Origin of the sequence: Alkalibaculum sporogenes (genome assembly GCF_009362815.1) — a bacterium.
In the GTDB taxonomy this organism is placed as follows: Bacteria; Bacillota; Clostridia; order Eubacteriales; family Alkalibacteraceae; genus Alkalibaculum_A; species Alkalibaculum_A sporogenes.
Genome location: NZ_WHNX01000003.1, coordinates 174917 through 197946, shown reverse-complemented (window position 1 = coordinate 197946; position 23030 = coordinate 174917). Strand labels below are relative to the sequence as shown.

Annotated in this window: 19 protein-coding genes; all 19 read right to left on the bottom strand. The window is 33.8% G+C overall.

What is annotated here, in order from left to right:
• Positions 1–39: 39 nt before the first annotated feature.
• The 19 genes from GC105_RS02890 to GC105_RS02810 all read right to left on the bottom strand — a co-directional run bounded on the left by GC105_RS02890 (position 40) and on the right by GC105_RS02810 (position 22887).
• Complete coding sequence (locus GC105_RS02890) at positions 40–1335, bottom strand: TRAP transporter large permease (RefSeq protein ID WP_193708260.1); 1296 nt, start codon at positions 1333–1335, stop codon at positions 40–42.
• Entirely contained in the window at positions 1328–1852 is a 525-nt protein-coding gene (locus GC105_RS02885) for a TRAP transporter small permease (protein ID WP_193708259.1), read from the bottom strand. The genes GC105_RS02890 and GC105_RS02885 overlap by 8 nt, the downstream gene beginning before the upstream one ends.
• A gap of 638 nt (positions 1853–2490) precedes the next feature.
• Positions 2491–3384 carry a LysR family transcriptional regulator gene (locus GC105_RS02880; RefSeq protein WP_152801490.1) on the bottom strand — a complete coding sequence of 298 codons (894 nt, stop codon included), beginning with the start codon at positions 3382–3384 and terminating at the stop codon, positions 2491–2493.
• Positions 3385–3697: 313 nt separating this feature from the next.
• Positions 3698–4804: an NADH-ubiquinone oxidoreductase-F iron-sulfur binding region domain-containing protein gene (locus GC105_RS02875; RefSeq protein WP_152801488.1), complete on the bottom strand. Its 1107-nt coding sequence runs from the start codon at positions 4802–4804 to the stop codon at positions 3698–3700.
• Positions 4805–4818: 14 nt separating this feature from the next.
• Positions 4819–6909, bottom strand: a complete 2091-nt coding sequence (locus GC105_RS02870) for an FAD-dependent oxidoreductase (protein ID WP_152801487.1) — start codon at positions 6907–6909, stop codon at positions 4819–4821.
• A gap of 196 nt (positions 6910–7105) precedes the next feature.
• Positions 7106–8587, bottom strand: a complete 1482-nt coding sequence (locus GC105_RS02865) for an FAD-dependent oxidoreductase (protein ID WP_152801485.1) — start codon at positions 8585–8587, stop codon at positions 7106–7108.
• 53 nt (positions 8588–8640) lie between these two features.
• Positions 8641–9591, bottom strand: a complete 951-nt coding sequence (locus tag GC105_RS02860) for a flavodoxin family protein (RefSeq protein ID WP_152801483.1) — start codon at positions 9589–9591, stop codon at positions 8641–8643.
• Positions 9592–9622: 31 nt separating this feature from the next.
• On the bottom strand, positions 9623–10435 hold the full coding sequence (locus GC105_RS02855; protein WP_152801481.1) for a DAPG hydrolase family protein: 813 nt from the start codon (positions 10433–10435) through the stop codon (positions 9623–9625).
• A gap of 315 nt (positions 10436–10750) precedes the next feature.
• On the bottom strand, positions 10751–11413 hold the full coding sequence (locus GC105_RS02850; protein WP_193708258.1) for an FCD domain-containing protein: 663 nt from the start codon (positions 11411–11413) through the stop codon (positions 10751–10753).
• A 58-nt stretch (positions 11414–11471) separates the two neighbouring features.
• Entirely contained in the window at positions 11472–11975 is a 504-nt protein-coding gene (gene mobB, locus GC105_RS02845; RefSeq protein WP_152801477.1) for a molybdopterin-guanine dinucleotide biosynthesis protein B, read from the bottom strand.
• Between the two features lie 12 nt (positions 11976–11987).
• Positions 11988–13202: a molybdopterin-binding protein gene (locus GC105_RS02840; RefSeq protein ID WP_207706925.1), complete on the bottom strand. Its 1215-nt coding sequence runs from the start codon at positions 13200–13202 to the stop codon at positions 11988–11990.
• Positions 13203–13828: 626 nt separating this feature from the next.
• The gene (locus GC105_RS16775) at positions 13829–13975 is read right to left on the bottom strand and encodes a hypothetical protein (protein WP_193708257.1); all 147 of its coding nucleotides are present in this window, start codon (positions 13973–13975) and stop codon (positions 13829–13831) included.
• Between the two features lie 15 nt (positions 13976–13990).
• Complete coding sequence (locus GC105_RS02835) at positions 13991–15148, bottom strand: uroporphyrinogen decarboxylase/cobalamine-independent methonine synthase family protein (RefSeq protein ID WP_246169675.1); 1158 nt, start codon at positions 15146–15148, stop codon at positions 13991–13993.
• On the bottom strand, positions 15136–15771 hold the full coding sequence (locus GC105_RS02830) for a cobalamin B12-binding domain-containing protein (protein ID WP_152801472.1): 636 nt from the start codon (positions 15769–15771) through the stop codon (positions 15136–15138). The genes GC105_RS02835 and GC105_RS02830 overlap by 13 nt, the downstream gene beginning before the upstream one ends.
• A gap of 357 nt (positions 15772–16128) precedes the next feature.
• Positions 16129–16260, bottom strand: a complete 132-nt coding sequence (locus GC105_RS17420) for a hypothetical protein (RefSeq protein WP_281350060.1) — start codon at positions 16258–16260, stop codon at positions 16129–16131.
• A gap of 12 nt (positions 16261–16272) precedes the next feature.
• Entirely contained in the window at positions 16273–17439 is a 1167-nt protein-coding gene (locus GC105_RS02825) for a uroporphyrinogen decarboxylase family protein (RefSeq protein WP_152801470.1), read from the bottom strand.
• A 364-nt stretch (positions 17440–17803) separates the two neighbouring features.
• Positions 17804–18709: a LysR family transcriptional regulator gene (locus GC105_RS02820; RefSeq protein WP_152801468.1), complete on the bottom strand. Its 906-nt coding sequence runs from the start codon at positions 18707–18709 to the stop codon at positions 17804–17806.
• Between the two features lie 351 nt (positions 18710–19060).
• Positions 19061–19900 (bottom strand): 4Fe-4S dicluster domain-containing protein, encoded by an 840-nt coding sequence (locus GC105_RS02815; protein ID WP_152801466.1) that lies wholly within the window; start codon positions 19898–19900, stop codon positions 19061–19063.
• Positions 19897–22887 carry a molybdopterin-dependent oxidoreductase gene (locus GC105_RS02810; RefSeq protein WP_246169674.1) on the bottom strand — a complete coding sequence of 997 codons (2991 nt, stop codon included), beginning with the start codon at positions 22885–22887 and terminating at the stop codon, positions 19897–19899. Before GC105_RS02810 ends, GC105_RS02815 begins: the two co-directional genes overlap by 4 nt.
• Between the last annotated feature and the right edge of the window lie 143 nt (positions 22888–23030).

Sequence of the window (23030 nt, the reverse complement as noted above, 5' to 3'; positions counted from 1 at the left end):
TCTAATTTTTGTGATATCATTTATGAAAATACATTACTATTACATCAAAGATGGTAAAAAAGTTACAATCTGTGGAAATACACATATGAGTATAATTACTGCAACGTCAGCAATTAAAAATGGTATCATACCCTTGTATATCTCTAAAACCGGTACTTTTGAAATACCAGCAACAATGAATACATCCATTCCGATTGGTGGTGATATTGCCCCAAGTGCCATCATCATAACTACGAAACACCCAAACCAAATAGGATCAAAACCAAGTGCCGTCATCGCTGGAAATAAAAGTGGGACTGTTAATATCATCATAGGTATATGTGGCATAATCATCCCTAATACAAGATACATTATTGCAACAGCTAACAGTACAATGAATCTATTAACTTCCATACCTATAATCAACTCTGTAAGTGCCAATGGAACATGTGATAAAGTAATAAATTTAATAAAAATGAAAGTGCCTGCTATCATAAAGATAACAAATCCGACAGCTACCACTGTTGCTCTAAGTATTGTATACATTTTCTTTGCAGACAACTGTTTTGTTACCCCTGCGATTATAATCGCACCTAGAGCACCAATAGCGCCTGCCTCTGTAGTTGTACATATTCCAAAATATATTCCACCTAAAACTAATAAAAATAAGATTATTGTAGGAAGCACACCTACTAAAGCATTCATTTTTTCTTTTAAAGTAAACTTATCACCTTTTGGTCCTAAAGTTTTATTTCTATTACAACTAATAGAAATTGCCAGTACAAAAACCGATACCAGAATAGCACCCGGAATTAATCCTGCCATAAAAAGCTTACCTACAGATTGTTCTGTTAACATACCGTACATAATAAATGCCATACTTGGTGGTATAATAATCGCCAATGGAGCACCAGCTGCAACAGATGCTGTTGCAAGACCATCATTATATTTAAAACGTTTTAGTTCTGGCAAAGCAAGTTTTGACATAATAACACAAGAGACATTATCCGAACCAGTAATAGCACCCATTAGACCACTTGCTACAACTGTTGCGGATGCTACCCCACCATTTTTACGTCCTAAGAATCTATAAGCTGCTTCATAGAGACCCTTACCAATACTTGTCTCTGCAATTACCATGCCCATAAGAGTAAACATTGGTATAGCAGTAATCGTGTAGTTATCGATATTCATGTAAGGTGCTGTTCCTAATGTAGAAAAAGCTTGGGAACTACCACTCATAATCAAGAGTCCGAAAAAACCAACGATTGCTAACGCTGCCCCAATCCAAACACGACTACATATTAATATCAATAGAACAACTATACCAATTAATCCGATTATTTCATTACTCAACTGCCTCAACTCCTTCTTCTGTCTCATTAATTTTATACGCATCTTTGTCAATAAACTTTAAAATAAGCAATGCTATAATAGCTGGAACCATAATTGCAAACGATATACTAAAAATCAGCTGAAATGGCCACTTTGGAATACGCAACATTGAATAAACTTCCATATAATTAATTGCAAACTTCATTTCGACATATGACTGATAGGAAATCAATGCACATATAATTGCAGTTGTAATATAGCCAAATGTATCAAATATAAGCTGACCCTTTCGACCGATATTATCTACCAATATACCTACCCTTACATGACATCCATCTAATAATGCACTTACGAATGTAGGCACCATGCACACCATTGCCATACGTACCATTTCAGTTGCCCCAACAATTGGACTTGCGAATACAGTTCTCATAATTATATCTGCAACAACAATGAGCATCATAAAAATAAGTGCAGCAATTGATATAATGTTCAAAAAGTTTCCCAAATAACCTAGAATTTTTATAGTTTTTGTCATTATTTTCTCCTCCCTTTTGTGTATTACTAACGTAATAGTAAACATTTAAAATCTTAGTTTAGTCATGATTGAAACATTCTAAAAGCAATATGTTGATTAATAAATTATCTGGAGTAAATAGGGACAATTACCACGCTGTAATAGGATTGGAATTTTTTTCATCTTCTAATTTACTTTGTAATGCATTACATGAGTGAATTATATTATAAACTACCTTGTTTGTATAATATCTGAATAGGATGCAATCCATAACTTAAAGGTTATATGTGTAAATTAATGGTTTAATTGGAGAGTCCATCTATGTAAAACATTTTAACTAACTTTGGTAATTAACAGAATCGACCTACTCTACATACCACTTTAAAAATTAAAGAAAATATCATATTATTGAATTTATAAAGACAATCAAATATGTTTATTAATCAAAAATAACAAAAGCTTTCTCTTAGTATGATACCTAGATTAGTACTCTAAATTTTTTCATACATATCAAATATACATTCAAGTATTTTTTCATTAAAAAGTAATTTCACTTTTTTACTCAATAAAAAAGAGCTGTATGATTTACAGTCTCTTAGTTATTAGATATTAAGTTAATCTAGTGCAACTATATTCTATCTATAGATAAAGCAAGATCCTTACTTCTTAGAAATTTTCATATCGATATTAGTAATAGAATTTATATGTGAAGATTTATTACCATTTTTCCACAAAAATCCATAATCTATATATATTTCAGGATTAATAAGTGGTACAAAATCCACATCTTCATTAAAAGTATCTCGAAGACAATCAAAAACGATAGTAACCCCAATCCCTTCTGCGACAAGGGACATAAGTGCTTGTTCGCTTGTAACTTCTTGAACGATATTTGGTTCAAATCCAGCGTTCTTGCATAATCTCATAAACTTGTTATAAAAATTAGGCTTTACACTTCTTTTTATAACTACAAAGGGTTCTTTCGAAAGATCGCATAAAGAGATGTTCTCTTTGTCAGAGAAAAAATGACCTTTTGGAAAAGCTACAACCGACCTATCTGAACCAAGTCTTTTTACTTCAAATTCGTCAAATTCTAAATACTCCTTATCTAAAAACATTAGACCTAAATCTATATCTCTATTATTAATCTTATTGTATATTTCATGCGCTTCTAACTCGTGTAATTCTATTTTGATCTTTGGGAGTTTACTATGTATTCTTTTAATGCAGATAGGAAGGATTCTACAAGTAGTTGCGCTCTCATAACCCATATTGATCTTAAATGCCTTCCCTTTGCTTATAGCACGTGCATCTTCAACTGCTTTATCTAAATGATTAAAAACTTGTCTTACTTCAGTTAAAAAAGCACTTCCTTCTGGAGTTAAAATTACTTGCCTTGTAGTCCTTTCAAACAATTTTACACCTATTTCATCTTCAAGTTTTTTTATTTGTACACTCACAGGTTGTTGTGCTATATGAAGTTTCAGAGCAGCATTTGTAAAATTAAGTTCTTCCGCAACTGCTATAAAATAATGTAGCTGTCTTAATTCCAAAGTAAATCACCCCATCTTATAATAATATTATTATTAGAAAAACTAACTTAATGTATTTTAAATTCTAATTATTATACTACTATTATTCTATCCTTTATAAAGATAATTTACAACGAGGTGTTTACACTTAATTTTAAGAATCAATCTACCTAAAGGTAGTAACTATAATGTTATTATCTAATAAAACTCTAAAATTAAATAAAACACAAGAAACTCGGACAGTCGCCAAATGAAAACAAGTTTTCATTACTATACTTTATAGATGTATTAGAAAAGGTAGAATTGCTATTATCGTGCTTATAAAAGTAGCAAACTACTTTACTTCTCTTTTACAAGGAATTGGATTCTTCGGACCTTTTGGCTTAATGGGTCCAGCTTTTACAATGGCTCCTTCATCACATGCATTGACACAAGCACCACATTGTACACATTCGTCTTGATCAATTACATGAATAAATTTCTTTTTACCAAGGATCGCATCATCATCACATGTATCCTCACATTCGTTGCAACCTGTACATTTATCTGCAATAATATGGTAGGTTGTAAATTTACTGCATACAGAAGCCTTACAAATTTTCTTTGTAATATGATCTTCAATCTCTTCTCTAAAATTATGTATAGCTGATACAACCGTATTGGCTGCTACAGTTCCAATATCACATAAAGATTGATTTTGCATCTCGTTGCACAAACCCAGTAACAATTCAACATCACTATTCTTACCTTTTTTTTGTGCAATGTCAGATAAAATCATATAAAACTGCGTCGTTCCTTCGTAGCCAAACACACACCGTCCACAGGACTCATTTTTATATCTTTCTGTTATATTCACTAGGCTATCCAGAATACAATCATCTTCACTGAAAATAATGACGTAGTCTGTAAGCAATTCCACTTCTTCATCTAATTGTTCAGATGAGAGTAGCAGTCCCATAGGATATCCAAAATACATCCCTTTAAACTTTTTATGAAAATCACACTTACCCAAGATATCTCTTGGCTTTATCTTTTTTTCAAAAGTATGCACCTCTTTCTTTCCTGAACAATTTTCGATATATTCAACCTTCTCGTCGGTTCCTAATAATTCTTCAACTGAATAAACTGGAATGTTTTCATTCATACCTGATGGTATTGGTTTTTCACCTTCTATTAGCTTTGAAACTGCAGTAGCATTTCCAAAAACAAAACCACCCTTAGCTTCAACTGTAATAATTTCAAGATTAGAACACGCGTCTGTCTGCTCTTCTAATAATTCCATTAATTCTTTATTCCATTCATTAACAACTAAATATTTTTTATCTACTTGCATTTCTGATATTGCTTTTAAAATTTTTGAAATATCTCTCTTGAATAGTTCAGAAGAAACTGGCGCTTCTTGATAGATCGGTATAGTATTACAAATCATATATTCACCCATTTTAACTCTCCTTCCTAATATTCATTCCAAAGTTTTGGCTTTGTTATATTTAATCTAAGATCACATTGTAGACAACGACTAGCCTCACATTTTGCTGTATCTACTTCAAATGTTTTTTCAACTACTTCAAAACTAGATTTTCTAATATTAGAATTTAGCAATTTCGGTTTACTTCTTTCTAAATCACCAAATCCTGGACAAGGACCTATATACGAATTTGGGGATTCTTTATATACAAGTTGTTCACTAATATCTCCATTACCACCTAAATACTTATCTATTTCTTCTGCACTTTTACGTCCAGCTTCTATGGCAATAATTACAGATTTTGTTCCCGTTACTACATCTCCTGCTGCAAATACACCTTCCATGCTTGTCTCCATATTGTCATTAGTCTTCACATAGGCATTATTGATAAGTTCTAATCCCATAGTGTCTGTACCAGCAGGCTTTTGACCTACTGCAAATATTACATTGTCCACTAGAATAATCTCTTTTGTCCCTTCTGACAACTCAATAACTGGCCTACGGTTTTCATCAAAATAAAATTTATCTACTTTTTGTAATTCCACACCTTCAACTTTTGTGTCACCGACAATTCTGAGAAAGGAATGTGCTGAATGTAAAATGACACCTTCTTCTTGTCCTTCTTCAATCTCGTCTTTAGTCGCCGTCATCTGATCAGTATTTTCAAGACATGCAATATATACTTTTTTTGCACCTAACCGGAGGGCTGTTCTTGCACAATCATAAGCTACATTACCACCCCCTAGTACCATTACATTTTCTCCAATTGCTAATGGAGCACTAAGCCTTGCATTTTTTAAAAAATCTGTATTTACATACACACCTTCTAAATCGTTGCCCTTGAGCGGCAACATTGTTCCCTGATGAGTCCCACAAGAAACCAAAACCGCATCATAACCTTTTTCAAGTAATGCTTTAGGTGTATCCGCCTTTGCTCCTGTAATAAGTTGTACTCCTTCTTCAAGAATATCTGCAATTTCATTATCTAATAGTTCATCTGGCAATCGATAAGCTGGAATGCCATAACGACATTGCCCTCCTACTTTTTCATTTTCTTCAATTACAGTAACTACATGTCCTTTTTTCACTAGATAATATGCTGCTGTTAGACCTGCTGGACCACCACCAATAACTGCTACCTTCTTACCAGTTGGATTAGATCTCTTCACATTTTTTTTCCAAGCTCCATGGTCATGAACTGCTGCAGCTCTTTTTAATTTACATATAGAAATAGGATTACCTAATTCATTTCTTTTACAATCATCTTCACACACATGGCTACATACGCTACCTAAAACTTTAGGGAAGGGTACTTTTTCACGAACTACTGCTATTGCCTTTGCAAAATCACCATCTTTGATATAACGAATATACCTAGGAATATCTATACTTGCTGGACATGCACTTGTACAAGGCACTACAGAATCTCTATAGGATACATCTTCCTTTATAATTCCTATAGCATCCATAATAGATCCTGTTGGACATACTTCAATACAAGCTCCACAAAATTTACATCCTGCTTCCTTTAGTGAAACACCGTTGTCTGTCCCTACACGTAAACCATCTTTTGTTCTTTGAAAATCCAACACTTTTACTCCTCTAAGATCTCTACATGCTCTAATACAACGTCCACAACGAACACATCTTGTAAACAAGTGTTGAATCAATGGATTGCTATCGTCATTTGCTATAGTTCTTGATTTCATTCTCCATCGTTCTGGTCCTACACCCATATATTGATACATAGACTGCAATTCACATTTTCCATATTTAGGACACCCTGTACACTCGGCAGGATGTGAAGCCAAAATTAATTCCATTGCCATCTTTCTTATTTTATCTGCTTTTGGTGAATTGACTTTCACTACCATACCTTCTTGTACAATTGTTTTACATGATGGCACCACTTCTTCAATTCCTTCCACTTCTACAGAACACAATCTACATCCACCAACCGCCTCTAAATCTGGATGATCACATAAATGTGGTATAAATACTCCAGAATCAATGGCAGCACGCAGAACAGACGTTCCCACTTCTGCTACAATTTCTTTTCCATCGATAATTATCTTCATTTTTCCTCCTTATTATATTGAATAACCAATATATAGAATACTGTTATATGTATTAAATTCTATTCTAACTATATAAAGTATAAGAAAGGGACTCATTTTTTCGAGCCCCAATGTGTTCTATTACAATAATCTTTCGAGTTATAATAAAGCATAGTAGCAATTAGCCCTAAAGGTTAAATACACTTTACTATGTCTATTAGAATCCTTGTACTGCAGCTGCTGCATTTTCTCCAGCAATACGTCCACTGTTTAAACAAAATCCCATTGTATTACCTGATAATGTAAATGTATAACTGTCTCCATAAATATTACACGCATCTGTTCCTACAGCATATAAACCTGGTATTACTTTTGAATCTTGAGTCATTACTTCCGTCTTATGATTAATTAGAATCCCACCATATGAGCCATAAGCTCCTACATTTTGACGACAGCAATAGAATGGACCTTTTTCTATAGGTTGCATATATTGTCTTTCTTTTTCAAATATTTCATCGTAGCCTTCTGCACACATATCATTATATTCTTGTACTTGTTCAAGTAATCCTGCCACATCGATACCTGCTTTTTCAGCAAGTTCTTCAATGGTATCTGCTTGAGCTATTGGTTCGTAACCATCAGCAAGGTCCTTTTCCCACTGTGCATCAAAATGATCATACAAGTCATGTGGATGTACATGTGATATAATATCAGGGCCTTTCTTCTTATATTTTCTCAATAGTTTACTATCAAAGATTGTATATGCAACCATACCTGGCTGTGCAGTAATTGCATTTCCAGTATGAGTTGTATTTGCGATTTGGTCTTCAGGCATAAACCTATGACCATTTTTATTTACCCATAAACAAGGTTGACGAAAAGCTCCGTCAAGTATAAAGTGATTCATATTATCGGGTAATTGATACATTAATTCCATCTTCGTTTCTGTACGTCCTGCACCAGCTTCCCAAGCCATTTTAATTCCTTCACCTTTCATACCAGGAATTGCAAAGTTAAAAATCGTCTTACCGAATTCATATACTGTTTCTTCTTTAATCATTTCAGGATTATCACCAAATCCACCTGTTGCTATAATTACAGCTTTTGCTCTTGCTTCTATTTCATTGCCATTTTTATCTTTTGCAATAACTCCTACTGCTTTGCCATCTTCCATAATAATTCTTTTTACAGGTGTTTCTAACATAATTTCTACGTCTAATTCCGAAGCTTTTTCACTCATTCTTTTTATCATTGTTGCTGCAACACGAGGACCTGGTGCTCCACCACCTTCCGGTTTAACAATATGCCATGTAAATTCACCATCAGAATATGCTCTTGTAGCTTCTGGTGCACCAAATGCTCTTGAAGCGCCAAAAAACTCTACACCCATATCCATTAACCAATCAATGGTACTTCCAGATTTAAAATAGTAATCACGAACCAAACGTGCATCTACAGTATAATGTGTATAAAACATATGTTTTCTAAACGCTTCGCCTGGAGTAAGTGGAACCATTTGGTTTTTTTGAATACTAGATCCAATACCTAAAGGACCCATTGCCATATTCGCTGCTCCACCTGTTGTGTTTGCTTTTTCAAATGCGACGACTTCTGCACCACTTTCAGCGGCTGCGATACTAGCTGCTAATCCTGATAATCCTGCTGCGACTACGATTACATCTGTCTCTATTTTTTTCATCTTCAATCCTCCACTTATTGTCTATTATTTTAATCACATTGCATTCAAATACTTTACTTTTCTATAGTTGGAAACTTTTTATTCTTGTATTTTCCTATATTTTGTTTTACAATAGCTTGATTTTCTGGTTCATAGAAAAATTTCATTCCCGTACCAATTTCTCTAAGATGATGAGCACGACCTTCATCCGTTGTACGATCTCTAACTAGACCATTTTCTGCAATGACAAATTGATAATCTCCTTTTTCATCTTGTTCTAATGTTCCACCAGCACCACATACTTGACATTCAACTGGCCAGAAAATACCATCCCACTGAACTTCGCCCTTCACTAATGCATTTGAGTGGCAGTTTGGACACCAACCAAAGTCTTTATCCCCGAGCCATTCACGCTTTGTAGCTGGAGTCTTAAGGCTTTTCATTATATTCTCACCCAAAACATGTGCTCTTTCAATATATTCAGAACGAATAAGTGCATAGGCTGGACGACTAATACGCATAGCCATCATTTGGTCTACTGTAAGAAAAGATGTGGTAAACAAGGTTGCCGACATGGCTTCTAGTGCCATAGATTGCCATGAACGGGTTGAACCTCCTACACATATGATTCCAGCAACTCGATCTTTCTTTTGAATTGCACCAATTTCTTGTAAAAATGATGCTTCATAAGCCAAGTTACGATGTGCAAAAGTAAGATATTTAGAGCATGGCATCAAATCATATGTAGGGATAGAAAATATAACTGCATCCATATCTAACATTTTTGTAGTAAGTATATCCTTATCATCTTTTTCCTTTAGAATACATGGTACTTGAACTCCTCTTGCCATACCTTGCGTACATGCTTCACATCCAACACAGTCCAATATATGATAATCATGAAGATTAACCATAATTACCTCTGCTCCTTGTCCCTCACATACATTAAGTGCTTCCTTTAATAATATCTCAGAGTTCCCATCTTTTCTTCCTGCTGTTATGCCCATAACTTTAAAGTTACCCATACTATTACCCCCATTTTATCTTGTGGTTACATTACCATTTATTTTTTTCTTCTGCATATACCTTTGGTAAGATCGATGCTAGATTCGTGTATTCTTTGACATTATGACCAATCAATTCCTGTGGAATAAATTTGGGAAGTCTAAATCCATCAGGAATAAGTTTTACTGGTTGCCCATGGATAATATGGTATCCCATCCAAAAACGCGAACGTAATTCAACGCCACCTTCTATATCCCGTGCCATATGAGTCATAACTGCGGCAGACTTTTTTCCATCAGGCATTAGAGATAGTCCATTAGCACAAACCATAAAGCTACATGCGTCTGTTCCAATTTGCTCTTGATCATATCCTAAATCCTTAGGGTACTGAAACATAATTTCTATTTGAGTTGATGGCCCTCCAGTAGATTCTTGAACTACATGAGTAACTCCCCATGACTTTTCTTTTAAAGGTATGTTAGGATTCATTATTTTTTTTCTAACTTCATCACTTATTTCAATTCCAAAATGGTCTTCATTATCCCAAATAGCATAACGTAGGGGATCAAGTGGATGCCATGCAAACCACCACTGAAGCATTTCACCAGTTACACCAGGCATAAATGTATGATTTGCAACATAACCAGTGCCATCCTCCATAATTGTATAACCAAATTCACAATCAAGATAACCTGGTTTAAATAAGTCATTTCTATCTTGTATTAATAATGCCTCTGATTGTGCAATAGGTCCTTTGCTAATCTCCTCATATTTTTCAGCAGGTGGAGTTGCCATTTCCATTTCATAGTATTTAAAATAACTCTTATTTTTGTCTTCTTCTGTAATAGGTACCTTAATGCTCATCTTCATCATCCTTCCATTTTTTATAAAAAAATAGCGCAAGGTATTTTACATATGTAATGCTTTGCATAGTTTGCGAAAAAATTCCTTCCCACATCACAAGTTACACCCTGACATATATGTAACGAATGCTTATAACTTAATTTTAGCTACTAATACCTTTAAAGTCTAACACTCCTTTAAATCTGATTAACATCATCTCCATACATAATCCAGATAGTATAGACACCCACGACGTTACATTAATTTAATAACACTTAAATCAATACTTTATTGCATACCAAAAAAGCACGCTTCGCGTGCTTTTGCCTGAGTACATTATCTAATTAAATAAAACTTTGACATATGGTATTCTCTTGTATCAATTATGTGTTTTTTAATCAATTCTTCAGCAAGTACTTCATCACTAGATTTAATAGCTTCTAATACTTCTTTATGTTGATGAATTGACCTTTCCATTCTCTCAAGATCATTTGTCGTGGAAAACGCTACTCTATTTGTTTGATCATGTATGGTTCTTAAAAAATTCTCCATTCTAAGGTTTTTTGCTCCCTTAATATATACCTCGTGAAACTCCATATCTTTTGCAACGGATAATGAATAATCTCCTTTGTTAAACGAACTTTCTTGTTGTTCAACACATCCCTCCATTATCTTTAGGTCTTCTTCTGTCTTTCTAAGGGTAAACAGCCTGACTGCCATTGATTCGAGAGCTTCTCTTAATTCATAAATTTCAATAATATCCTCAAGTCTAATCCTTGAAACAAACATTCCTTTATCAGGAATAAATTCAACTAATCCTTCTCCCGCTAACCTCCTCAACGCATCCCTTACTGGTGTTCTGCTTATATCCATGTTTGTACATAATTGTCTTTCAACCAACAAGGTATCAGGTAAAAATTCATTTTTAATAATTGAATCTTTTATCTTTTCATAAGCAAGTTGTTGTTTGGAAGGTTCTTTTTCCATAATTTTATCCACCTTAATAAAACTCCTTACTATATTTTTTTGTGTTAAATATATGTAACTGTTTAATTTACTACTTTGTACTAAATAAATATTTTACAATAAAATTTGCAATTTGTATATAATTATTAAAATCAAATACTTCTACGTCGGTTTTTATTGGATTATTCTCTTCTATCCTATTGTCTACAATGCCTATAAGATTATTGCTTTTAGGTATGATTGGTAAGTTAAAACGAATTACCTCTATCTTAGGAATGTTTGATTGTTTATAACCTTCTGTTATAACAATATCTACATGTTGAAAATGCTCCTGTATTAATTCATGTATACTTTTTTCCTCTATTGGTTTTTCTATCATTGCTATTTTATCCTTAGAAGAGATAAGTACCTTATCTGCTCCTGACTGTGCCATTCTCCATGTATCTTTTCCTTCATGATCTATATCAAATCGGTGTGCATCATGTTTAATTGTTCCTACTCTCAAATTTCTTTCTTTGAAAATAGGTATAATGTTTTCAATTAATGTGGTTTTGCCACTATTGCTTCTACCTACAATAGAAATAACTGGAACCATAATCAACACCTCCTAATTTAGCATTTGTATTTTTATTTCTTCCCCACTTTTTACGTGTGTAAGCTCTTCAGGCATCATAATTAGACAATCTGAAAATATCATTGAACTAAATGCTCCTGAGCTTTGTAAGCTATAAGGTTTAACATAAGTCTTATCTTCGGTATTAGTTGTTTTACCTCTTATAAAGTGGAATAAACCTCTCTTCTTTATTATATCTTCTTCTAAAATCGCAGTAATTTCTTTCCAAGGACTTGTATTGTTTCCTTTCATTTTAAATAGAGCAGGTAATACAAATTGTTGAAATGCTACTACAGCAGAAACTGGATTACCTGGCAATCCAAATATCAAAGTCTTGTCTAATATTCCGAATAGAACAGGTTTTCCTGGCTTTACTGCAATTCTCCAAAATACCTCTTTCATACCCATATCATGAAGTACCTCTTTGACAAAATCACAATCTCCTACAGATACTCCTCCAGAGATAATAATCATATCTGAGCCACGTGCAGCTTCTAACTTAGATTGAATTTCATCACGATCATCTTTTGTTCTACTCATATTAATTAAGTTCGCACCATTCTCTACCACTTGAGCAGATAGACTATAAGTATTAATATCTCTTATCTGACCAGGTAATAAAACTTTGCCTATATCACTTAACTCATCCCCTGTAGATATTAAGCTTACCTTAGGAACCCTAGTGACTTTTATATACTTCTTATTAAGAGCAGCAAGCATTCCAATTACATATGGAGTGATTTTCTCACCTTTATGTATCAGTAATTGACCTGGCTTTACATCTTCTCCTGCAAATCTGATATTATCATTTTTTGCAATTTCTTTAAATATTTTAACCCTGTTTCCTTCTTCAAAGGTAATTTCAATAGGTACAACTGTGTCAGCCCCATCAGGTAGTGGTGCTCCAGTCATCACTTTTATAGCAGTACCTTCTCCGACGGTTTTTTGCGTAGTGTAACCAGCAGTTAATTGTCCTATGAGCTCTAATTCCATAGGTTCTTTTTTTGAAGCGCCAATGATTGCTGAATGAAGAACCGCATAACCATCCATAGCACAGTTGTGAAAGGGTGGAATTAACTCTTCAGAATAAATATCTTCTGCCAATATTCTATATAATGATACACTTATCTCTATTGTTTCAGCTTCTAATTGAACTGTGTTTTTCAAGATTGTCTTTCTAGCTTCTTCTAGACTAACCACTAATTCCACCTCTGTATATGATTATTTGAAATTTTGTACGAGTGGTATACCACTTGTACAATAAGTATACTTGGAATCTTTTAAAATGTCAATCACTCTTCTAGTTCTTCAACTTATGTTTTTTAATATAAACCATAAGAATCAGGCTTTGCCTATTTCTTATAACTCTATTCGTCATAACCGTCGCTGGGCTCGAAAAACTCGAGTAACTCGCTACCCTCGTTCCTCTCTACTCGGGCATTCGCCAAATGAAAACAAGTTTTCATTTGTTTTTTACGAAACCATCCAAATTGGCAACCCATTTGCCTGATTTCTTAAAAACTATAAGCGAAAAGTACCTTTTCGCTTGGCTCGAAAAACTCGAGTAACTCGCTACCCTCGTTCCTCTCTACTCGGGCATTCGCCAAATGAAAACAAGTTTTCATTTGTTTTTTACGAAACCATCCAAATTGGCAACCCATTTGCCTGATTTCTTAAAAAAACTATAAGCGAAAAGTTCTTTTCGCTTGGCTCACTGCTTTCGCGCTAAAAAATCCTCTTCTATTGAAGAGGATACGATTACATAAATTATATTAATTTTTCATTAATATGTAACGTTTTTACATAATAAAGCAGTACTTTTTATGCTCAATTTATTACATTATCAACCACATGGTGAAATCAAAAACCATTTCTTCATAAGTTTGAGTGTTGGCTTTTATCACATCTGCATTGTCAGGGCTAACATTATTTGTTTTTTCGTATTCTGACCAAGGTGTATAATACTCTGATTTAAATTCCATTTTTGCTCCTCCTTTTTAATAAACACCATATTCTTTTACAAACTCATTAACTGCGATTATATTTTCTGGATTTGCATCCTTTATATTTATTGCTACTTTATCAAAGGTAAATATATAATTACCACCTGGTGCAAGAATATCTACAATTTCTTTTGCCTTATCGATACACTCTTGTTTCGTTCCTCGTGCCAATAATGTTAATGGATATAATCCTGTAACAATATGTTTTTTACCTACTTTTTCTTTTATAACCTTTGGATCTCCATATTCAAACATCATTTGTGTACCTGCTGGTAACTCGTTTAAGTAATCCAGATATCTCGTCCAATCCTGTTCAACAAATAATAATGGAGCAGCTCCATTTTCCCATAGTCCTTCTATAAGTGCTTTAAAAGTCGGCCAATAGAATTTTTCAAAATCTTTTTCTCTCATGTATGGTGCCATATGTAATGGTATAAAAGTTCTTTTTTGACGTGATGAATGAGGTTTTACACCTGCTTTTAACATCATTGGTGTTACAGCCTCGCAAGCTGCTACTACTTTATCTGGGCATCTTCTAATATCAGAACTTATTCCAGTGAAACTTCTAAATTGATCAGCTACCTGATCAAAAGGCGCTACAGTTTGGCATCCTACTCTATCATTTGCCAGTCCATATTTTTCATTCATTAAATCATGATGAGCAAAGATTTGTCCAAAAATGTCACTATGAGCTTTAAATGCTTTTGCAAATACTTTTGCCTTTTCTTCTGGAGTAGTATCTAAATTCTTATATAAACGTGGTAATATTTTGTCGTGAGTATATTTGTATGGATCTGCAATCATTTCATCATAATCTTCGGGTCCCATACCTGTAATTTCTGGATGCTGTATTTGTCCTTCAGAACTCATAACAAAGTTTTGTGCACCTAATATGTTGTAAACTGGTTGTATTCTTGTAAACGTTGCTGGATTGATATCAGACTGAAAGGATTTTGCACCAATTTCAATCATATCCTTAAATTTATCTACATCCCATTGGGCTTTTCTTAAATCTACTCCAGCGTATTGCATGATATAAGTGATATCCATCCATGTATAAACAGGTACTCTTTTTGGGATTTTACCTTCGTCAATATCAATAAATAGTTGATTTTTTGATTGTGCATTTTCTACCATTACTATTTCACCCATCCTTGTGATATTTTTACGCCTTCTGCTGCGTTTGTTGTAAATGAATCTGCGCCTATATGTAAACAAGCTTCTTTCGTCACCGGGTTACCACCTATAATAACTTTAACACTGTCTCTTAGTCCCGCTTCTTTCAATCCATCAACCGTATCTTTCATTGCCTCAAGAGCTAATGTAAGTACTCCACTCATTCCTACAATATTAGGTTTAACTTCCTTCACAATATCTATAAAAGCTTGTACTGGTTGGTCTATTCCAATATCATGAACCTCAAACCCTGCAGCTTCTGCCATACTTTTGAATATATTCTTTCCAATATCATGTAAGTCACCATGTACTGTTCCAAGTACTATGGTTCCAACCTTAGTAGTATCTCCTGATCCGATAACAGGTTTTAATACATTTATTGCTTCCGTCAATAATTCTCCAGCGAAAATGAGATCTCCTACGAAATATTCTCCCTTTTCAAATAAATCACCTACTTCAGCCATTCCTTCTTGACACGCTGCAACAGCTTTTCCTGCTTCTTCTTCAGATGGATTTGAAGCAACAAAATTATTAAGCATTTCGAGAACTTTTTCTTCTTCTAATTCTCCAACAGATTGCGTTAATTCTTTTAAATTCATAACTTACCCTCCTTTGGTATACCATATATATTCATTACGTATTCATGATACAATATTGTCAATTCACTGTCAACTTATTTCGCTTGAATTTTTAGTATGTGTTATTTGAAGTTATTTATTCTATTGTATATTATAACTAGCTATAAAGCGAAAATTTATTCAGTAGGGGTTTTCTTTATCTAGAAATTTAAGTGAGGCAATACTCAATTTATTTAGCCTGAAAGGTAAGACAAATTGAATGGTATTACCCCTGTCAGAGTTGGCTAGGCATGTATCAACTGAAAGTAGCTACATGCCCGCACAACCAATGATGGGTGTCTTCATGCCTGTTAATTTGGGATAAAACAGCCTTTTAGTTTACGATGCTAATACCATAAACTTTAGAAATGTTATAAATCCTTTTCTAACATTTTCATCTGGTGGTAAAAAATCCAATTCTTCTTGTTGTAATTTATCAAATAACTCTAAAATAGTTTTGTCATTTTCCATTTTTATTACCTCCTATTTATAAACTCCATAATCTCTAACAAATTCATTTACAGCTTTCAAATTTTCTATATTTACATCACCTTTTGATGATAAAATTCTTGAATACGTAAAGAGATAACCTCCGCCGGGTGCACATTCATCTATAACCTTTTTCGCGTGATCAATACATTGATCTTTACTTCCTCTCTGAAGTAACCCTATTGACATACCACCTGCGATTGTGATATTATCACCAATTTTTTTCTTTGCGTTGAAAACATCGTCATCTTCTAAAATACCAATAGCCATATTTTTAGGTAAACTATTTAACCATTCGTATTTACTCTCCCAGTTTCCTTCTAAGAACATTATTACTTTTCCACCTAATTGATTAATTTTCAAAATCATTTTTTCATAAGTAGGCAAGAAGAACTTCTCATATTGTTTCATGCTTATAAACGTAGGAACATGCATCATAGTAGCATAGAATGGAAAAGGTTCAACTTTTTCAATTCCTGGTGTAATCCCTGCAATATCATAAGCAAATTCATCTAACGCTGCAATACCTGCTAATAGTTGTTCTTGTTGTCTTCTTAAATCTAAGGAAATACCTTTAAATCCTCTTAAATAGTCAAATACAATATCCATTGGTGGGTATGCTATGGGACCAACAAGAACAGGTAATCCATGTCTATCCTTTAACTCATTTTGTAATCTACTTTGAACCTGACCTTTTACTTTCCAGTGATTTAACAGCTTTTTTAATGTCTCGTAATTTTCATCTGGAGTTTTACTCAGATTTGCACATTTTCTAGGAATAGCTTCATTAAATATAAATTCCATAGGATTCTTAATTAATTCTGGATAATCTTTAGCCTCCATAGGTGAAATCTCTAAATGCTGAACTGTCTGCCCATCTTCAGATATAAAGTGACTCTTACTTCCAGTAATCTCAGCACTTTTAGCATCAAAAACTAAACCATTTGTATAAACACAATCACAGTAAATTTCTTCATGTGGTTTACAGTATACATCAATTTCTTTTTCAGGATTATCTTCAATTTCTTTTACTGTACTATTTGCATTTGAAATTGCCCATGTTTCATACATTGAAACTATCGGTACTCTCTTCGGTTCTTCGTGATTTACAGTAGTTAATATTTGATCTACTCTGTCATTGTATAATTGTTCTTTTGACATTTTTGCACCATCCTCGTAGTATTTAATAACTATAAATTTGATTTACTTATTAATGTTACAATATTTTATGCTCTTATTACAGCGAGAAAATTTCATCATGTCATTCCAAAATGGAATGCATTTTTATTAGTTGGCGCGTTTATAGATAGTGAATCATTAACTTAGTATTTTCCTTAGAATTCAATCTTTTAGTAATATTATAAATTGTTTCAATTACCATATTGTTGTAAATAAAAAAATAGCTATGTTTTAGTACACATAGCTTTGACCATTTGGTCAAATTTATTCACACTGTATTTTTAATAGAAAACAACTTTTAGTGAAACTTTATTCAGTAAGAGTGCTTGTTAATGCGGGATAAAAATCAAAGATTTATAGAGTCTATGAATAGCCTAACACTTTTTTTCTTATTATCCTTTTTCCAAGCTACAGCAATTCCACTAATCGTTCCTTTCAAAGGTTTCCAACAGACAGACTTATTCAAATAGTCTCTATAAAATTCATCACAGATAAAAACTTCTTTGTTATTACGAAGATTAGAAATTAGCGAATTGGCACTTGATGTATAATATGTAATCTTTGGTTGAAATCCATGTGACGTGCAAATTTCTTTTAATAGGTGATTATAGCTAGGCGTATATTGTGGTGAAATCGATACAAAATGAGAGTCTTTTAAATCTAAAATAGTTATTTCAGATTTTTCACATAATGGATTAGTTTCTAACATACCTACGCTCAGAGTACATTCTGCTACAACTTTATAATCAAAAATTTCTTTGTTTAATTGCTCAACATCGTACAAAACAGTAAAAATAATATCCAACTCACCATCAATAAGTTTATGGCGTACGTCCTGCACCGACCAATTTTCTACTTGAATTGAAATATTTTTATAGACTTTTTTAAATTTCTTTACAAGTGGAAGAACAAAGGCATCTGGTCTATGTGCATCTAGTCCACCAATTGTTAAATTATTAGAGTATCCACCTTGTAAAATATGTGATTCGTCAATAGCCTGGTCAATTTTTTTTATAGCTTCTTTAAATTCTTTATATAGATAGATTCCTGCCTCTGTAATTATGATTCTTTTATTCTCACGAATAAAGAGTTGTAATTCTAAAGTTTGTTCTAGAGAGGATATATTCTTACTAATAGAGGATTGTGACATATTTAACTGTTGAGAAGCTTTTGTAAAACTATTACACTCCACAACTTTAATAAAATATCGTATTTGCGCAATGCTCATATTTAAAGAATTTAAATTGCTCATTGTATTCCACCTCTCTAGTTATTTTTATTTTACTTTTATTTATTATTAATTCTTCTATCTTTTATATATCTAGTATTATAAATATAAGGTATTTATCCCGCATTAATAGGCACTAAAACTCCCGTCGTAGGTTGAAGGGGCTTCTGGTTCTTTCAACCGCTACAAGCCTCGCCAACCCTGACCGGGTAAATACCATTCAATCTTGTTACTATTATGCTGTTACATAGCATATCAGATAATCAATTTGTTGTGCAACAGGTTTTATTACACTAACCTAAAAATCTGGTTGAGTAATAATTAATATCTTTTGTATAGGGTTATTCTTAAAGATAATATTAAGTTATATATATCCTAATCAAATAAAATTTCTCCAACATTAATACTTTTCGCTACATTAACTGTTATAGTTTTACTTTTTTTATCTTTATAAGATACTTCTAATGTATATTCTCCACTATCTTCATCTAATTTATCAAATTTGAAATCTCCGTAATTATCTGTTATTGATTCTTCAATCTTGACTTTTTCTTTATACAACACTACTCTTGCATCTTCAGCACAATCGACAATGCCGTCCTTCTTTATACTTACACTTCCTACTATGAAACACTTTTCAAAACGGTATAGATTCTTGTAATATACTCTTGGAGAAGTTTTTAGTTCTTTGTGAAGTACTTCTAGCTTCTCATTTTCTATTATTTGACTAAACTCTTCATCTGTTAAATTTTCTATTCGTAAAGCCCCTGTAGGACATACTTGAACACATCTTGGTTCTTTCCAGCCTTCATCCTTTAGATGAGCACAAAATGTACACTTTTGAGGAATATTTAATTCAGCATTCCACCATATAACATCATAGGGACAAGATTTAACTAGATCTTCTCTACCTTTTGATTTTTCAGGATCTATAATTACAATCCCATCAGATCTCTTGGAAGCGCATCCTTTTGACGCTTTTATACAAGGGGCATCATCGCAGTTCATACACGGTGTAGGTCTATATGCTACGTCAATTAAAGGGAATGTACCCCTTTCTTTTCTTTGTACATTGATCCACTTTTGACCTAGATTTGGTTGGGGTTTTGAGTATCCCTTCCATTCGTTATTTACATATTCATCTTTACATGCTAAAAGACAATTATTACAATCTTCACATTTTTCAACGTCAATAATCATATGCCATGTTTTCATATTGCCACCTCCTTACCATCCCATTTTTTCACTTCAATTAGACAAGACATATAGCCTGCTCCGTGGGATTTTTTTATTATCATTCGACTAGGGGTTAATTGATTGATACAACCACCACGGTCTGCTGATTTGCCAGGTTCTCCAACAGGATCGTATTTTGCCGAAGATTCATAAGAATGAACGGTTCCTGGTGGTACTCTTTCAGTTAATTTTGCTGCACAAATAACAGCACCTCTATCGTTATATAATTTCACTAAATCATTTTCTTTGATACCTCTAGCCTTTGCATCACTTGCATTAATTCGAGCAATCCAATAGTAGTATCCATCAATAAGTGCACGATGTTCAGAAATATCATTAATGGTACTTTCTTTCCCATCACTTTGGGTATGGAAAGTATATCTAGGATGAGGCGACATTAGTTGTAGGGGATATTTGTCGTAAAGTTCCTTTGTACTAGGTCCTTCCCATGAAGCAACGTATTTCATTATTGGAAGTCTGTCTGGATCGTCTGGATCGAAACGCTTTAAGCTAGACGATTCAAATTCTATTTTACCAGATTGGGTTTGTAATCCTTTCCTATACTCTTCAGTATAATCTCCTGGAAGAGGTGTTAACTCAGGTGTATCTTTTTCTTTTCCCTCAGCAAACCATCTCATAGATACAGGATCTCTACTCTCTTCTGTAGTAGGCGGTATTACATAATATCCTCTTTTTAAGAACTTCTTCCAAGATATTTTAGTTTTTAAATCTGTTGCATCAAAGAAACGTTTGCACCAGTCAAATTCGCTATGACCTTCAGAAAACGGATTTGCTAATTCTAATCTTTTCGATATTTCTAAGAATATTTCGATATCTGATTTAGACTCACCAATAGGTTCGATACATTTATGTTGCATAACAGCTACTCTATTATTCACTTGTGTAAAAGAGTTAAATATATAACCACCACAGTTCGCAAATTCACTGATATCAAAACGTTCGAAGTTTGTACATGCAGGTAATATTACATCTGCAAACTTTGACTCTCCTTCATGCCAAATAGATTGATTTACAACAAATTCCAAGCTATCTGTTCGATACATATTTACATACCTATTTGTATCAGGCATAGTTCCAAAATGTGATCCACCGTATTTATAATACATCTTTACAGGCGAATGACCTGGAGCAGGATATTTATATTCAAAAAATTGACCTTCAATAGACATAGGATCTGTAGAGTACCCTGATGTCTTTCCGTCGATTACTGCTTCCGGTATACGCAAACGTGGCACTACTTGTTTGACTGTATTTACAGAAGGTAGCTGTGGCATCCTTTGATACAATGTAGTACCATGACCAGGACCTGTAAAATCTCCCGACATGCTGCCTTCAGCGTAACCAGGAAAATAGAATCTCGTATCTACAGGAGTACCTTGTTGTACACCTCCCATATTTACGCCAGGTTTACCCATACCTTGCATTCCCATTAAACACACTACACCTCTTGCCCAATCTGTTCCAGTAGCTGTTCGACATGCTCCACCAAAACCAGTAATACCACCTGCGGTTAGATATGTTTTTTTCGTTCCCCATTCTCTAGCTAATGCGCGAACATCTTTAGCTGGCACTCCAGTCTCTGTCTCTTGCCACTCTGGAGTCTTAAGAATACCATCATCTCCGCCAAGGATATAATCTTTCCATATATCAAACCCTATCGTACGAGTAGCTACATATTCCTTATCATATAAATCTTCTGTTATCCATACATATGCAATAGCTAAAATCATGGCACTATCTGTACCAACTTTTGGTGCAATCCATTTTCCACCCATCAAAGCTGCAGTATGATTGTAGAATGGATCAATATGTACCATTTTTATTCCTAGTTCTTTTAACCACATACGTCTAATTGTTCCTTCAGATGCACCGTAAACTCCACTAGTAGACTCAGGATCACTAGACCAGAAAACAACCATTTCAGAGTTTTGCATACAGTCTTCTACTGTGCTATAAGCTTCCCCTCCACCATTTCGAGAACTATGTCCCCAGTGATGAGTCGCACCCCAAAACCAACCTTCCCAACTATCTGGATTGTGAGCAATTGGTGTCCATCCAATGGTATTAAAAAACCTTATTCTCGCTCCTAGCCAGTATCCTAATGCACCCCAGGTATGATGAGATCCACTTCCATTCATAATTGCCCCTGGACCATGGTCTTTTTTCACTCTCTTTATTTCCCCTGCTACTATATCAAGAGCTTCATCCCAACTTATTCTTTCATATCCTGAAACACCTCTATTTTGAGGGTTTCTCTCTCCATTTGGATCGAAATCTACCCTTTTCATAGGATACTTAATACGATCAGGAGAATAGATCATAGATTTCCATGCCATAGTATGAGGACTAACAGTTGTCTTTTTGGGTGGAGTAAAACTTTTGCCTTTAGCTTTAATCGTCCAAGGATCTGCGTCTTTATCATCGAAATCTATAGGTGTAATTCGTATAATTTTTCCTGCCTTTACGTAGACAAATACTGGACCACCATTGGTATTATTCGTATAGCGCATAACACCTTTGCCCATATCTGTTCCGTATTTAGTGCCTACAGTTAATAGCATATTTAGTGTCATAGCAAACCAATTAGATAGTTCATCAGGACCCCACATTTCTAGTTGACATGCTTTACACGCACTTACAAACTCTAATTGACTTCTAAATGGTGACATGACTCTAAGCATAACTCCAGGTGACTCATAAGACATAATAACATCAGGCTTTTCATGTAACCCACCTTTTGATTTAACCTTTCCGTCTTTAAATATGTAGTATCGACCTAAGGAATTGTCTCTTAGTTTGATTTGTACTATCATATTTTTTTCCTTAAACCTTTCTGCGATATGAGAAAATATTCGTCTTTCAAGGTTCATAACAATACTTAATCCAAGAAGTATAATTGATACAATTAACCTTTTGAATGGGATAAATCTTTCAAAAACCATCATTTTTAAATCACTCCTTTTAGATTTCAATTAATTCAAATGTAATTATTATAGCTAGAAAAATAAATTATATACCTTTGGTATACCAACTATATTTAGTATACGGTTTATCATTTCATTTGTCAATGAAAGAGATACCATATAAT